Raw genomic sequence first — 14,478 nt, forward strand, 5'->3', positions numbered from 1 at the left:
AACTTAGTGAGCAGCCGAGTCCACAGCCTGATCCGCTTCGACGTGCGGAACCGGGGCATGCAGCCAGCGGGCTTGCGAGTAATAGTCGGTGCGAAGACCGATATCCGGAATCAACATGCAGGCCAAAAACACGGCCATCATGCTGGCCGGTACCGTGAGCACCCACTTCCAGTTGGCTTCCCACAAGAGATGCATGAAGAACAGCATCACGAGTAGTGCCTTGCCGCACGAAACAGCCATCATGAAGGCCATGCTGACGTGCGGAGGAATGCTGGTTCGCCACCAATCGAAGTAAGTCAGAAACGAGCACATCGTCAGCAAGCACAAGGCCACAAAGACAATCCAGTACTTGGTATTGCCTGAGGTGGCGTGCAAGGTTTCGTCGTTGTGCAGATGCTGATCGTGCGTCGGCGGATGGGAGTGTGAATCGCTCACGGCTTCAATCTTTAAAACAGGTACAGCATCGGGAACAGGAAAATCCACACCAGGTCGACAAAGTGCCAATACAGCCCGGCGTTCTCCAGGTAATTGGCTTTTGTCGCATCGAGCGTGCCAAACAGCACGATGGCGAAGATGATCAATCCAACGATTACGTGAATGGCATGGAAGCCGGTCAGCAGGAAGTACGTGCTGGCCCACATGTTGCCGCTGGGAATGACGAACGGCAGCTTCATCCAATCCATTTCGTGGCTGATGCCATGGTTCAGCAGATGTGCATCATCGGCCAGAACGACATCCAGGAAAGCCTTCCGTTCGCGAAGTGGCTTGGCGTCGACTTCGGTCTTGGCGACGTCCTGCATCAAAGTTCCCAGCTCGACGCGTAGTTCGGTCATCTGCTCGTCGGTCAGCTTGTCGTCCCCTTCGCCTGGGTTGGTCAGCTTGCCGTTGATCTCGGCCTTTTTCGCGTCGAGCGACTTGAGCGTCTCTTCCAGCTTGGCCAGGGGAGCTTCGATTGACTTCTGTTCATTGCGAAGTCGCGTCACTTGATATTCAGACGGAGCATGATGCCAGACGGCGTAGGCCAACGAATCGAGAATGGCCTGGGCTTCCAGTGGGTTGTCGGTCTGCGTGGCCGCGCGGGCCGCATGCTGAGCGCCGCCGGTCATCATCACGTCGATGAATTGCCCGCGTGTCATGCCGTGGCCGACTTCTTCTTCCTTTTGCTCGTCGGTCAGTCCCGACTTCAATTCTTCCAGGCGAACCTTTACCGCCGAGACGTAATAGACGTCGGGCTGGTCGTAGAGACGACGATGCTCTTTGGTCGGAAAGATACCGTGGGCAAACTTCTGCTGATACTCGAAGGCCTTCACCCCAAGAAAAACACAACCCAGCGTGAACGTCACGATCAGCCACTTCTTAGCGCTGTCGGCTTGATTCTTTCGGGCCGCCTCCAGGCACAGCACAATCGCCAGGCTACTGCAGATCAGCACGAAGGTATTCAAAGCACCTAGTGGTTCGCTGAGGTAGACATCGTGCGGAGCCGGCCACGTTCCTGTTGGTGCACCAAATCGCAGCACCACGTAGGCCCCGATCAGGCCGGCGAAGAACATGATTTCGGTCGACAGAAACAACCACAAGCAAAGCTTACCCAGCGGCAATGGCAGCGCCGGATGGTACTCCAACTTGATGTGGCCGTCATGTTCGTGATGGGAGTCAGACATGCGATGTCAGTTCTTGGTTTCGAGAAACTTGTACGTTAAACGTGGGCTGGCAGCAGGACCAGCAGCGTCAATTGGATCGGCAGATAGATCAGCGAAGCGAACAGCAGTCGCCGTGCGGACTTCTCATCACGAATCACAAAGAAACGCCACGAAGCGAGCAGCATGAACGTACCGCCCAGCAGCGACAGTAGCATGTAGAGCACGTTGCCCATCGCAATCTGGCCGACGCCCGGCACGACGCTCACCAGCAGCAAGGCCATCGCACCGGAGACTGCTTGGATGCCAGCCTTCGTTCCGGTTCGATCGACGACTGACCACATCTGCATACCCCCTTGGGCATAATCTTCACGATAGAGCCAGGCGATCGCCATGAAGTGCGGGAACTGCCAGAAGAACAGAATCGCGAACAACGCCACCGCTCGAATATCGAGCACTGGATTGACGGCCAACCATCCCATGAACATCGGCAACGCACCGGCAATCGCGCCGATGGTGGTATTCCAGGGAGTCATCTGCTTCATCGGCGTGTAAATGCAGACATACAGCAGCCAGGTCAACGCACCAATCAAGGCAGGCATCAAGCCGACCGTGGCCAGCAAATACGAAACGCCAACCGAACCCAAAAAGGTTCCGAACATCGCGCTCGAATAACGTGACAACCGACCACTGGGAATCGGCCGCTGGGCGGTGCGATTCATCTGACGATCGGCGTGAACTTCCAGACACTGGTTCCACACGCAGCTACTGGCGGCGACCAACGCGGTGCCGACAATCACGTGAATCAACTTCAGAATGTCAGGCTGGCCATTGCTGGCACAGAATGCGGCGATGGTCACACAGACCAACAGCAGCACGGCAATCTTCGGCTTAGTCAGCTCGAGGTAATCGCTGAGTTGTTGACGTACCGGCGACTTGCGCTGGGTCAAAGTGGCAGGACCGCTGCTCATGCCATGGCCTCCGTGCTAGAAGAGCCTGCGACGTTGGCAGGCGACGAATTGGTTCGGCTGAAAGCCATCGGGTAACACCGTGTGCAATAGGCCAGCAAAATGACGCTGGACGCCAGGATTAACGATCCGACCGCGACGTGGCCCGTCACGATGATCGATTGCAAACCACTTTCCCACTGAACGACATAGCTGGCAAAAAGACTTCCGCCAGGCAGGAATGTCGGCCAGCCATATTTCACCGTATAGGCGGCGATGCCGAGCATGATCTGAGCGACGATCAGCAGTGCCGAAAAGCTCGCCACAAAGCGAATCCGCCGATTGGCTTCCGCGTCACGCCAGGCAACCCAGCAAAGGGTGATCGCGCTGACCGCGACCAGAAATGCCGTGATCACGTGGAAGATCAACGAGGCACGGAACGAACCATGCGTCATACCGGCCGACACATGCCGAATCAGTGACCCCAACACAATCTGCAAAAACGCGACCGCAACGAAGCCGATCGAAAGCTGCCAGTAGATCGCACTTCGCGAACCGCCGATGGGCTTCATCGCCTGGAAACGTTTCGAGGTGAAGCATTCCAGGTAAACCAGAAAGCCGAAGAACAACGGCCCCACGCAGCCATGCACACGGGCAATGGTGGTCTTATCCCAAACCACGCGGAGCCCACCCAGCACACCTTGGCTTAGGACCAGAACCAAGGCAACAATCCCCAGCAGGATCAGCGAGCGATCTCTTCGCCAGATTGCCAACACCAGGAAAGCGATGCACAACAAACCGACGGTCGAAGCCAACAGGCGATGGCCATGCTCGAGGAACAAATCGTACGGCCCGAACACCCAGGTCTGCCACGGATACAAAAACATGTTGTATCCATAGGTCGACGGCCAATCAGGCACCGCCATGCCGCTTTTGGTAGTGGTCACCAGACCGCCGATCCAGATCAGCGGAAAGGTCGCGCACACCAGCAGCAATGCCAGTCGATGTGGCCAGGGAGATTCGAGTTGCGATGGATTCGCCATGATCCTTAATGTGCCCCCGCCGTTCCCGCGTCGCCTTCTTGGGGAGGCTGCGTTTGTGGACAGAAGTCATCCGAGGCACCCGGGGTTCCGTACTCGTAAGGACCACGGTAAACGATCGGCTGGAAGTCGAAGTTACCATGTCCGGGAGGGCTTGGTGCCTGCCATTCGAGACCATTGGCTCGCCAAGGATTACGACCAGCCTTCGGTCCGAAGAAAATGCTGTAGAAGAAGTTCAGGATGAAGAAGATCTGCGAGGCGACCATCAAGATCGCACAGATCGTCATGAACTGGTTCATCGGCAGCAGCGGACGGAACGTTTCGTAGTGATACGGATCGGCCAGACGACGTGGGAAGCCCGCCGCCCCGAGGATATGCATCGTAAAGAACGTGCCGTTGAGGAAGATGAACGTGAGCAGGAAGTGCAACTTGCCCAGCGGTTCGTTCATCATGCGGCCGAACATCTTGGGGAACCAGAAATAGATTGCCCCGAACACTGCCATCGCCGTGCCGCCAAACAGCACATAGTGGAAGTGAGCCACGATGAAGTAGGTGTCGTGAATAAACACGTCGACCGGCGTGGCCGCCATGAAGATGCCCGACAGACCGCCCAGCACAAACATCGACACGAACGCCAAAGCGAACAGCATCGGCGTGGTGAACTGAATCTTGCCGCCGTAGATCGTACCGAGCCAGTTGAATGTCTTCACGGCACTTGGCAAGGCAATCATCATCGTGGCGACCATGAACGTCATACCGAGACCTGGATTCATGCCCGAGACGAACATATGGTGCCCCCACACGATAAAGCCAAGACCGGCGATACCGCAGATGGCATAGATCATCGGCTTGTAACCGAACAATGGCTTACGAGCGAAGCAGCACAGAATCTCCGAGACCATACCCATCGCCGGCAGAATCATGATGTACACCGCCGGGTGCGAATAGAACCAGAACAAGTGCTGCCACAACAGCGGCTGGCCACCACCGGCAGCCATCGCCGAGTTATTCACAACCAAACCTTCAGGAGCGAAGAAGCCGGTTCCGACCGTTCGATCCATCAACTGCATGAACCCAGCCGCGGTCAGCACTGGCAGGGCGAACGCTTGCAGCAAGGCGGTGATGAACATTCCCCAGATCGTCATCGGCAGACGCATCATCGTCATACCTGGGGCACGCATCTGAATGATGGTGGTCATGTAGTTGACCGAGCCCATCATCGAGCTGATCCCGACGCAGGTAAGCCCTAGCAGCCACATCGTCTGCGCAGGTCCACTACCGGGTGCGGACTCGGTCATCGTCGATAACGGCGGATAACTGGTCCATCCACTCGAGGCCCCGTTCCCGGCAACGAAGAAGCTTGCTCCGAAGAAGAAAAAGGCGGGCCACATGACCCAATAGCTGAGCATGTTCAGCGTTGGGAATGCCATGTCGTCGGCACCGATCATCAGCGGGATCAGGTAATTGCCGAACGCCCCGGCCAGGATCGGAATGATCACGAGGAAGGTCATCACCGTGGCATGCATGGTGAAGAGCATCGTGTAGAACTCTGGCGAGATCTGGCCACCTTCGGCCGAAAACAACATCGGCCCGATCACCGGCATGTCGCTCCAAGGCCACGCCAATTGCCAGCGAATGCCGAGCGCCAAAAGGCCGCCGATCAGGAACCAAAGCAAGGTGGAAAACAGGAACTGAATCCCGATCACCTTGTGGTCGCGCGAGAACACGTAGGTCGAAATGAATTCGCCCAGGCCGAATTCGTGCGACGAGTGCGAATGAGTTGCTTGTCCATCTGCGGTGATGCTGCTCATGTTGTGTTACTCCGCCTCCGCCAGCGTAAACTCGGACAACTCTTGATCGTCGTAGGCCTTCTTCAGCCAGGCATCGTAATCACTGCGCGACTCGACGGTGATTTGCCCCTTCATCTTGTAGTGCCCCCAGCCGCAAAGCTCGGCACACACGATGTCGAACTTGCCATCCTTCACCGGCTTGAACCAGACGTACTGCTTCATGCCAGGGACCACGTCCTGCTTTTCGCGGAAGTTCGGAAGAAAGAAGCTGTGCAGCACGTCTTCGGCGGTGATCTCGAGGACGATCTCTTCGTCACGAGGCACGTGCAATTCATTCACCAGGTAGATATCGTCTGCCGTATCGAGCTTCTGATCCGCACCTGGGTATTGGATCTTCCATTCAAACTGACGCCCCGTCACGCGGGCGATCGGCGGCTTCGGCTGCCCATTCTCGAGCATTGGTCGACGCATACGAGCCCCCGCCCAGGCATCCATCTGATAGATCGCCAGGAACAGCAGCAGGATCGCCGGAATCACCGACCACAGCACTTCCAAGTAGTGGCTACCGTGCGAGTAGAAGACCGGGCCTTCGTGATGCTTGCCGTCGTACTTCCACAGGAACCAGAACATCAAAAGACCGGTCCCAATGAACACGATGCCCGTCAATGCCAGGATGACATAGAACAGGTGGTCGATGCTCGAATTGGCGACGACGCGTTCAGGAAACCAATGACCTTCCAGCGGATACCAACCCATGGCGGACCATATAAAAATGGCCACCCCCAGGATCGGGATGCTGAGAAAAACAAGACTCCAGAATCTTCCCACCAGGGACTCTCCTACTTTCAGCCGTGGCTGACGCGTATGTCGGGCGGACCAGGCCACCCCATGCCAATCGGGTATGCGGTACTAGTTTCGGACCCGGACGTTTTCCTGCTCGTGCTCCGGCGGTTGGCTCAGGCTATCGTAAGGCAAGCCTCTGCGAACGTAATCGACAACGTGCCAGATTTCTTCTTCGCTCAACTGCTGAGCGGCAGGCATCTTGGCACCTTCGATCCCGTTACGAATTCGCCAGTAAACATCGACCGGCCGACGCCCACCGCGGAAGTTGCCCAGACGCAAGTTACGTGGGTCCAGCTTGCGTGGCGGCAATGCTCCCAAAGCCAGAAAACCTTCTAGCTGGGAGGGGTCTTTCGGGTCGTAATACTCTTCGGTCCAGTCGTCGTAGAAGTTCTCGGCGGTCTGCCCATCCCCCAGTGCCGACTGACCGTGGCACGTGGCACAGCCACCTTTGTTGAAGAACAGATCGCGACCAACAGCCAACGACTCCTTCAATTCTGATTCCGGTTTCTCGGGGACTTCGGTGACGTCTTCAAAGGCGTAGGCCCAGCCTTCGACCAAGGGAGCGAGGAAGTCTTCGTTAACCACTTCCGGATCGGTCAATTCTTCGACCGCCGAATTGAGATCGTCGGTTTCCTCTTGGATTTCTTCCGGCGACAAGCTGGCGACGTATTCTTGTTCTTCTTTGGTTCGCTGGTCGGCTGGCTTCACGACCGAGCAGTCGAGGTCCGAGAACTCCAGCAGCAAATTGCGTTCGAGTTCACCTCGCAGCGACAGGTATTTCACGTATTGCGTGAGGGCTTCGATTTCTTCTGCCGGTAGCAGTTTGAAGCTAGGCATCGCGGTACCCGGAACACCGTCCGAGATCACTCGTCTCAGATCGTCGTGGGTCGGTGGCGTGCCGGTCTTGGTCGACTTCCACTTGTACTTGCCCATGCGGAAGTCGCGTGGGTAAGGGTTGAGAAAGGCAGCCGTCGGGCCGCGACCATTGCCGGTGATGCCATGGCAATGCACACAATGCTGTCGATACAGACCACGCGGCGTGCCATCTTCTTCACTGCCGTAAGGGCCAGCCGCCATCTTGAGATGTTCGAGATCGAAAACCTGATCGATGTCTTCCACTTCCGGCACGATCGGTTCGTCCGGGGTACCAAACGAATCGGACAGAATCTTCGCGATCGGCTCGACCTGGTACTTGGGGTCCAGCGTGATGCCGAGCGTGATCTCTGCCTTGTGCATGGCGATCCGGTTCGGCTCGAACTTGGCTGGCTCGGAAGAGCATCCGACGATAACCCCGATCAGTGCGGTAAGCACCAGGCCTCCCGCCCAGTGTCGTCCGCCAAACTCAGGGGCCTGGCTGATGTGCATTGTGAGTTCCAGTTCACCGCCAGGGAATCGAGGCGGTCTCGCTGACAAAAATGGAATGTTGAAAGGTGCCTGACGCCGCTGTACCTAGTTCATTAGGTCAACCGTCAGGCGGAATTCAAATAAACGAGCGCGGTCCCAATCGAGGGCCGCGCTCCGCATGGTTTGCCTGGCAAGTTACTTCTGGAGCAACGCGAAATCGACTTCAATATCCCCCAGGTCATTCAGGCCTGGCTTGACGTCAATTTCGATCAGCCCCTTCTTATCTTTGACAACCTCGCCGCCGATTTTCATCTGCTTCAGGCTGCCGGGATTGCCGTGCCAGACCTGGAAGGTGTGCTTCCCGACTGGCAGCTTCTCGATTTTAAATTTTCCGTCTTCTCCGCTGACCGCCATGTAAGGCGATTCACGGATCACGATAAATGCATCCATCCAGGGATGAATATTGCATCCGGCACTCATCGGGTAGCGTTCTTCATCGGCGAACGTCTCTACCTGTGACTTGCCTGCCGCCAGCAAAAAATTAATGCCGGCGTTCTGGAATCCTTCGACTTTAAAGTTGTGGGGTATCGGGTCGGCGTTGACGAACTCGATCTTCTGACCTGGACGGACCAGCGACATGATCGGATCGTACAAACAGCCGGCGTTGCGGATCACAACTTTGTTCGCCCGAAGCTTTTCGTACATTGGATGAGGCTTAGGAGCCTCTTCATTGCGGCCAACGTACAGCCACAAAGCGACGTCTTGCAGTTCGCCTTTATTGCCAATCCGTAAGGCCGGATTCGCAATGGCAGCCCCACCGCAAAAACCAGCGAGTGCTGCTGGAATTGCCAGCCCAGGTGCCGGGACTGGCTTGCCTTGAACGATGAAACGTCCTTGGACGTCTCCCCATTCTTCCGCCATCAGGCCCTGAGCGAATCCGCTCAGGACCAACATGACCAATAGACTGAATCTCGCTGTCTTCATCGGGGAACTCTCCCGCGAAAGGGCTGCGTTACTTCAGGTCCCCAGCGTCAATCACCAGGTTGCCCAGATCGTTCTGGCCAGCCTTGACTTCGATTTCCAACAGACCCTTACGGTCTTTGACCTTCTTGCCACCGACCTGCATTTCCTTGACGGTGCCAGGAATCTCGTGCCAGACCTGCAGTTTGTGCTTACCGACGGGCAGGTTTTCGATGGTGAACGTACCGTCTTCCGCGCTGACAGCCATGTAAGGCAGTTCGCGAACGACGATCTTGGCGGTCATCCAAGGGTGGATCGAGCAGCTGGCATTCATTGGGTAACGTTCTTCGCTGTCGAACTTGTGTTCGAAAACGCCACCAACAGGAACCAGGTTGTTCATGCCAGCGTTGGCGAAGCCTTCCACCTTGAAGTTATGTGGAATTGGGTCCGAGTTCTTGAACTCGACTGGCTGACCAACCACGACGGCCGAGATGTGTGGTTCGTACAAGCAAGCCTTGTTGTCGATCACGACAGGCTTCTTGGTGGCTTCGGCGTACGATGGGTGAACGGCTGGAGCGTCTTGACCACGATCAAGGTAGAGCCAAACGGCAACGTTCTTCAGGCCACCATCTTCGCTGACGGTCAGCGTTTGATTGGGAAGTTTAGCGCCACAGAAACCAGCGTCCTTGGTGACTTCGTCAGCAGGGAGTGTAGCGACTTTGCCATCAACGATGAAACGGCCGGTGACCGTTCCCCATTCTTGGGCGGCGGCAGTCTGGGCCGACAACCCGATGGCAGCCAACAACATCAATCCCAGTTGCGTCGACTTCATGTGAACTCCTTTAGTTGCTTTGATTTTCTTAGTAGGTGGGGGGAAGTGAAGGCAGGCTGCGAAAAGCAAAGGAAATAGAGCGAAATTTAGTCGCTTTACGTCACATCACATTATAAACATCCGCACTGATCGTGCCCGCGATTTATGTCGCACCCGAATGAGGGGAGCGCAATCCGTTTACTTTACGCCTCTTACAGTTCCAATTCCACCCCCTTGGTGATGGTTTCAGACGGCTGTAAAAGTTCTCAAAAGCTGATAGATCCGCAGGCGACCTCAACGTGGGGCAGGAACCGCGAAGCGGCGATTAGGCAGGATATCTTCGCAGTTTGCCTGTTTTACCAGACGATCCGGCGGAAACAAGCATCACGATCTTTCATATACCGTCACTTTTTGGTCATTCCTGCCCCGAAAAACGATCAAGATGTCGGATTTCTTCCAGGATGTCCGAAATCGACGAGGTGGTGAGCAGAGTTTCTTAATTTTGGTACACTGCGTGATCCTTCCTTCCGATTGTTTTAACGCCCTAGAAGTGGCAACAGTCCTATGAACGTATTGGTCCTCGGTTCTGGCGGTCGCGAACACGCCCTGGCTTGGAAATTGTCGCAAAGCTCGCGCGTCCGCAACGTCTTCGTTGCCCCAGGGAACGCCGGTACCCAGATCGATGCCGAAAACATTGCGATTCCTGAGACCGACTTCCCTGCCCTGGTTGCGTTTGCCAAGCGAAACGACGTCGGGCTAACGGTTGTCGGACCGGAAGCTCCTCTGGTTGCCGGTGCGGTCGATTACTTCCGCGAACAAGGTCTGAAGATCTTCGGACCTAACAAAGCCGCCGCCCAGCTCGAAGGAAGCAAGGCGTTCTGCAAGCAAACCCTTCGCAGTGCCGACGTCCCGACCGCCGACTATCGCGTCTTCCGCGAAGCCGATGCGGCTGCCCGCTACATCAAAGACCGCTTCCCCCATGAAGGGGAGGATGTCAATGTGGTGATCAAGGCAGACGGCCTGGCCGCTGGCAAGGGCGTGACCGTCTGCGATACGGCGGACGAAGCCCTCGAAGCGATCGATCAGATCGGCCGCCAACGCGTCTTCGGCGATGCCGGTGCCCAGATCATTATCGAAGAACGTCTCGATGGCGAAGAAGCGAGCGTGCTGGCGATCACTGACGGCAAGACCATCCTGACGCTGCCACCAGCCCAGGACCATAAGCCAGCCTACGATGACGACCAGGGACCGAACACCGGTGGCATGGGTGCCTACTCACCGACACCACTGGTGACCCCGCAGGTCATGCAGATGCTGGAAGAGAAGGTTCTGGTTCCGACCGTGCATGGGATGAAGCGGGCCCGTAACCCATTCCAAGGCGTCCTATATGCCGGCCTGATGATGACCAACCAAGGTCCGAAGGTTCTGGAATACAACGTTCGTTTCGGCGATCCTGAATGCCAGCCGATCTTGATGCGTCTAAAGTCGGACCTGGCCGACATTCTGGAAGCCTGTGCGGAAGGTCGCCTCGATTCGATCGATCCTCCGGAATGGGATACCCGTCCGGCGGTCTGCGTGGTGATGGCCTCGGAAGGCTACCCAGGCAACTACGAAAAAGGGAAGCCAATCCGCGGTCTCGAAGAAGCAGCCAAGCTGGAAGACGTCAAAGTGTTCCATGCCGGCACCAAGTTCGAGGGGGAACAGATCGTCACCAATGGTGGCCGCGTCCTCGGCGTAACGGCGATCGGCGATACCATCTCGGCCGCCAAGCTGAAGGCCTACACCGCCGTGAAGTGCATCCGCTGGGATGGTGCCTGGTGCCGCAAAGACATCTCGGACAAGGCGCTGCGTCACTCGTAATCGAGCGCAGATAGCTCGCTGCCAAATAACCAAGGCAACGTGATTCGTCGCGTTGCCTTTTTTTGCAGGCGTTCGTCGCGACCAAACAGAGCGTCAGGTATCGCCAAAAAATTCCTGAGCGATCTTCTTGAGATAGGCGTCGTCGAACACGCCCAAGGCCCCCTCCTTCGATTCTCCTGGCTGCTGCTTCTTGCGTCCTGGCTTGGCAGACTTCGTAGGAACATCTTCGACCGGCGAAGGAGTACTCCGCTTGGTGGGCGATTCCTTCGGTGCCAATTCGTCGACATCAATATCGCCAAAGAACTCCAGCCATTCATTCACTTCCGAATCTGGAATGGCTGGTGCGGTCGGCTGCTTGGGAGGTGGCGGCTTGAGGGCTTCCTGCTGACGAATCCGCTGCCGCGTCTGCCGCATCAAGCGATACCAGCTATCGCTATCGATCGCTGTGGCTCGGCGTCTGCGAGCTGCCCGTTGCACGCGATGATCACTGGAAACAACCGTTAGCCGCTTGGGAGCATGATGATCGCGAATCAGCTCTTCGATCATTTCGTCCGCATCGGTATAGCCACTGGCAAACCGCACGGTGATCTGCTGATGGTTATAGACTCGCGGTAGGCCGGGCGGAGCTTTCGCCGAGTCGAAGACGACCACGGTCTGGGTCAGCTCTTTCGGATCGATCACGCGCAATAGCGCGTCGAGGAGTGCCCTGCGTTCCCCTTCAAAGGAACCTTCTCCATCGACAGACCCTACCAGCCCAGCGGCGAAAAGCAGATTGTATCCGTCGATAATGAGCGGCATGACAGCGGAAGCTTCTCGGCTGCAAAGGAATGGCCCTGGAAAGCACCGCGAAGTGCACTACGTTCCATCGTATCGGAACTTGGTGATTCCGCCTACGATCGTTTCGACCGCGCGTCCTGTCAGCATGACGCCTTGGAACGGGCAATTGAAGCTCTTCGAGCGATAAGCCGACGTATCGACCTTCCACGCCAGGTCAGGGTCGATGATGGTCACGTCCGCATCGGCACCTACCTGAAGCGTTCCCTTTTCGATACCCAGCACCTTCGCGGCGTTGGTCGACATGGCTCGCACGACGGTCGGCCAATCGACTTTGCCACTCTTCACCAGGTGCGTCCCAACCAGACCCAGCGCGGTCTCGAGACCAACCATCCCGAAAGGTGCTTCGGTGATCGCACACATCTTCTTTTCCGAAGAGCGGGGAGCATGCCCACTGGCGATTACGTCGATCGTGCCATCGTTCAAGCCGGCGATGCAGGCGTCGATATGGTCTTGCGAACGAAGCGGTGGATTCAGCTTCAAACTGGTGTCGAAGCCTCGCATCGCTTCGTCGGTCAATGCGAACTGATAGGCACAGATACTGGCCGAAACGCTCACGCCGCGATCTTTGGCCCGGCGCAAGATCTCGACCGTACCGCTGCACGAAATCGCCAGCAGATGGAGCTTGCCGCCAGTCGCCTCACAGATGCGAATGTCGCGCGCCGCCATCACGTCTTCCGCTTCAGCTGGCATCGGAGCGAGCCCCAGCACCGTGCTGATCGAACCATCGTGCATGACACCGTCTCGCGAAAGCTCGACCATCTCGGGCCGGTTGAGGACCGGGCGATCGAACATCAAGGTGTATTCCAACGCACGACGCAGAAGCTCGGGATTCGAGACTGGGCGTTGACCATCACTGAAAGCAATCGCCCCGGCATTATGCAGAATGCCGATTTCGGCCATCTCTTCGCCATGACGTCCGCTACTGACGCAGGCCACCGGATACACATTGCAGTGATCCGCTTCCGATGCCTGGCGGCCGAGGTACGTCACCGCGGCGGCACTATCGACCGGCGGGTTCGTTTCAGAGATCGCGGCGATCGAAGTAAAGCCCCCTGCCAGCGCGGCATAGGCAGCGGACTCGATCGTTTCGTCTTCCTCGAAACCTGGTTCGCGAATCTGGACATGCAGATCGATCAGGCCCGGGACGACCAGCTTGCCCGTCGCGTCGATCACATGGGCACTGCTATCCGCCGGGGCGTCAATCGCGGCAATGCGACCCTCCTCGATCAGCAGGTTCGTGACGCGATCGATGTTTTGGCTTGGGTCGATGACCCGACCATTTTGAATTAGCGTTCGAAGCATCTTTTCCAACATCCGCTTAAGTGGTTGCCCGGCCTTCGTTGAGGAGCCACATCGCCGCCATGCGGACCGCCAAACCATTATTCACCTGGTGCAGAATGACCGAGTGCTCGCCGTCGGCCACTTCAGGCGTAATCTCGACACCACGGTTAATCGGCCCGGGTGCCATGATCAAAATGTCGGACTTGGCCCGCTGCATACGCTTGCGATCCATGGCGTACAGCAGGGCATATTCGCGAACCGAGGGGAACGGACGCGTGTATTGCCGCTCGAACTGGATTCGCAGCAGGTTTAACACGTCGCAGCGTTCCAGGATCGAGTCGAGATCGTACGAAACCTCGACGCCAAACTCTTCCCAGCGTCGCGATACGAGCGTCGAAGGACCGCAGACGATCACATGAGCCCCAAGTTTCTGTAGGCCCCAGATATTCGACCGAGCGGTTCGGCTATGGGCGATGTCACCCACCAAGGCCACCGTCTTGCCGGCGAGGTCGCCTCGATGTTGACGGATGGTCAGAATGTCGAGCAGACCTTGCGTCGGATGCTCGTGCGGGCCGTCGCCGGCGTTGATCACACCGCAGTCGAGGTTCTCGGCCAGCATCTGCGGCGTGCCCGGGGCCTTGTGGCGACAGACAAGCGTATCGATGCACATCGACTGGATGGTCTTGGCCGTATCGAGCAGCGTTTCCCCTTTGGAGAGACTGCTGCTGGAAGCCGAGAACTCGATCACATCGGCACCCAGACGACGGGAAGCCAGCGAGAAACTGGTTCGAGTCCGGGTCGAGTCTTCAAAGAACAAATTGACGCTCGTCCGTCCCGTCAGGACCGACAACTTGGTGCGGCAATTGTTGGTGGATTCTTTGAACGCTTGAGCAACGTCGAGAAGAAGGGTGATTTCGTCCGACGATAAACTTTCCAAATCGAGCAGATGCCGCTTTGTCCAGCGGCCCTTGAAGGGCTCGAGAAAACCAGGCGTCTCCATGGAATCCCAGAAAAAGTAAGCGAATCGGGCCGGTTTCACATTGGGCCAAATTCTACGGACTATGGACCTCAGTCACAACCTGGGGAAGCCGAATTCGGGGGTAATCCCCCCAACCAAGCTGGCCCACG

13 protein-coding genes are annotated in these 14,478 nt (G+C 57.0%); 1 reads left to right on the forward strand and 12 read right to left on the reverse strand.

Annotated elements, in window-relative coordinates:
* Nucleotides 1–3: 3 nt before the first annotated feature.
* The 9 genes from ABD890_RS06705 to ABD890_RS06745 form a co-directional block, all read right to left on the reverse strand.
* On the reverse strand, nucleotides 4–435 hold the full coding sequence (locus tag ABD890_RS06705; protein WP_345087140.1) for a cytochrome C oxidase subunit IV family protein: 432 nt from the start codon (nucleotides 433–435) through the stop codon (nucleotides 4–6).
* 11 nt (nucleotides 436–446) lie between these two features.
* Nucleotides 447–1,661, reverse strand: coding sequence for a cytochrome c oxidase subunit 3 (locus ABD890_RS06710; protein ID WP_345087142.1), 1,215 nt, complete (start codon nucleotides 1,659–1,661; stop codon nucleotides 447–449).
* Nucleotides 1,662–1,696: 35 nt separating this feature from the next.
* Nucleotides 1,697–2,608 carry a heme o synthase gene (cyoE, locus tag ABD890_RS06715; protein WP_345087144.1) on the reverse strand — a complete coding sequence of 304 codons (912 nt, stop codon included), beginning with the start codon at nucleotides 2,606–2,608 and terminating at the stop codon, nucleotides 1,697–1,699.
* On the reverse strand, nucleotides 2,605–3,627 hold the full coding sequence (locus tag ABD890_RS06720) for a COX15/CtaA family protein (RefSeq protein WP_345087146.1): 1,023 nt from the start codon (nucleotides 3,625–3,627) through the stop codon (nucleotides 2,605–2,607). Before ABD890_RS06720 ends, cyoE begins: the two co-directional genes overlap by 4 nt.
* A gap of 5 nt (nucleotides 3,628–3,632) precedes the next feature.
* Nucleotides 3,633–5,435 carry a cytochrome c oxidase subunit I gene (locus ABD890_RS06725; protein ID WP_345087148.1) on the reverse strand — a complete coding sequence of 601 codons (1,803 nt, stop codon included), beginning with the start codon at nucleotides 5,433–5,435 and terminating at the stop codon, nucleotides 3,633–3,635.
* Nucleotides 5,436–5,441: 6 nt separating this feature from the next.
* A complete protein-coding gene (coxB, locus tag ABD890_RS06730; protein WP_345087150.1) occupies nucleotides 5,442–6,194 on the reverse strand; it encodes a cytochrome c oxidase subunit II in 753 nt (250 codons plus the stop codon).
* A gap of 129 nt (nucleotides 6,195–6,323) precedes the next feature.
* Nucleotides 6,324–7,622 carry a c-type cytochrome gene (locus ABD890_RS06735; protein ID WP_345087152.1) on the reverse strand — a complete coding sequence of 433 codons (1,299 nt, stop codon included), beginning with the start codon at nucleotides 7,620–7,622 and terminating at the stop codon, nucleotides 6,324–6,326.
* 174 nt (nucleotides 7,623–7,796) lie between these two features.
* Nucleotides 7,797–8,585, reverse strand: a complete 789-nt coding sequence (locus ABD890_RS06740) for a cupredoxin domain-containing protein (RefSeq protein WP_345087154.1) — start codon at nucleotides 8,583–8,585, stop codon at nucleotides 7,797–7,799.
* 28 nt (nucleotides 8,586–8,613) lie between these two features.
* Nucleotides 8,614–9,393 (reverse strand): hypothetical protein, encoded by a 780-nt coding sequence (locus tag ABD890_RS06745; RefSeq protein WP_345087156.1) that lies wholly within the window; start codon nucleotides 9,391–9,393, stop codon nucleotides 8,614–8,616.
* Nucleotides 9,394–9,936: 543 nt separating this feature from the next.
* On the opposite strand from ABD890_RS06745, the gene purD reads away from it, so the two are divergent.
* Nucleotides 9,937–11,232, forward strand: coding sequence for a phosphoribosylamine--glycine ligase (gene purD / locus ABD890_RS06750; protein WP_345087158.1), 1,296 nt, complete (start codon nucleotides 9,937–9,939; stop codon nucleotides 11,230–11,232).
* Between the two features lie 93 nt (nucleotides 11,233–11,325).
* Here the strand turns inward: purD and ABD890_RS06755 are convergent, their stop codons facing one another.
* Genes ABD890_RS06755 through ABD890_RS06765 form a run of 3 tightly spaced genes read right to left on the reverse strand, consistent with a single transcriptional unit; the run spans nucleotide 11,326 to nucleotide 14,350 of the window.
* Complete coding sequence (locus ABD890_RS06755) at nucleotides 11,326–12,030, reverse strand: NYN domain-containing protein (RefSeq protein WP_345087160.1); 705 nt, start codon at nucleotides 12,028–12,030, stop codon at nucleotides 11,326–11,328.
* 57 nt (nucleotides 12,031–12,087) lie between these two features.
* Nucleotides 12,088–13,371 carry a dihydroorotase gene (locus tag ABD890_RS06760; protein ID WP_345087162.1) on the reverse strand — a complete coding sequence of 428 codons (1,284 nt, stop codon included), beginning with the start codon at nucleotides 13,369–13,371 and terminating at the stop codon, nucleotides 12,088–12,090.
* Between the two features lie 16 nt (nucleotides 13,372–13,387).
* Nucleotides 13,388–14,350, reverse strand: coding sequence for an aspartate carbamoyltransferase catalytic subunit (locus ABD890_RS06765; protein ID WP_345087164.1), 963 nt, complete (start codon nucleotides 14,348–14,350; stop codon nucleotides 13,388–13,390).
* Nucleotides 14,351–14,478: the final 128 nt, after the last annotated feature.

Origin of the sequence: Bremerella cremea, from assembly GCF_039541315.1 — a bacterium.
Taxonomy (GTDB): domain Bacteria; phylum Planctomycetota; class Planctomycetia; order Pirellulales; family Pirellulaceae; genus Bremerella; species Bremerella cremea.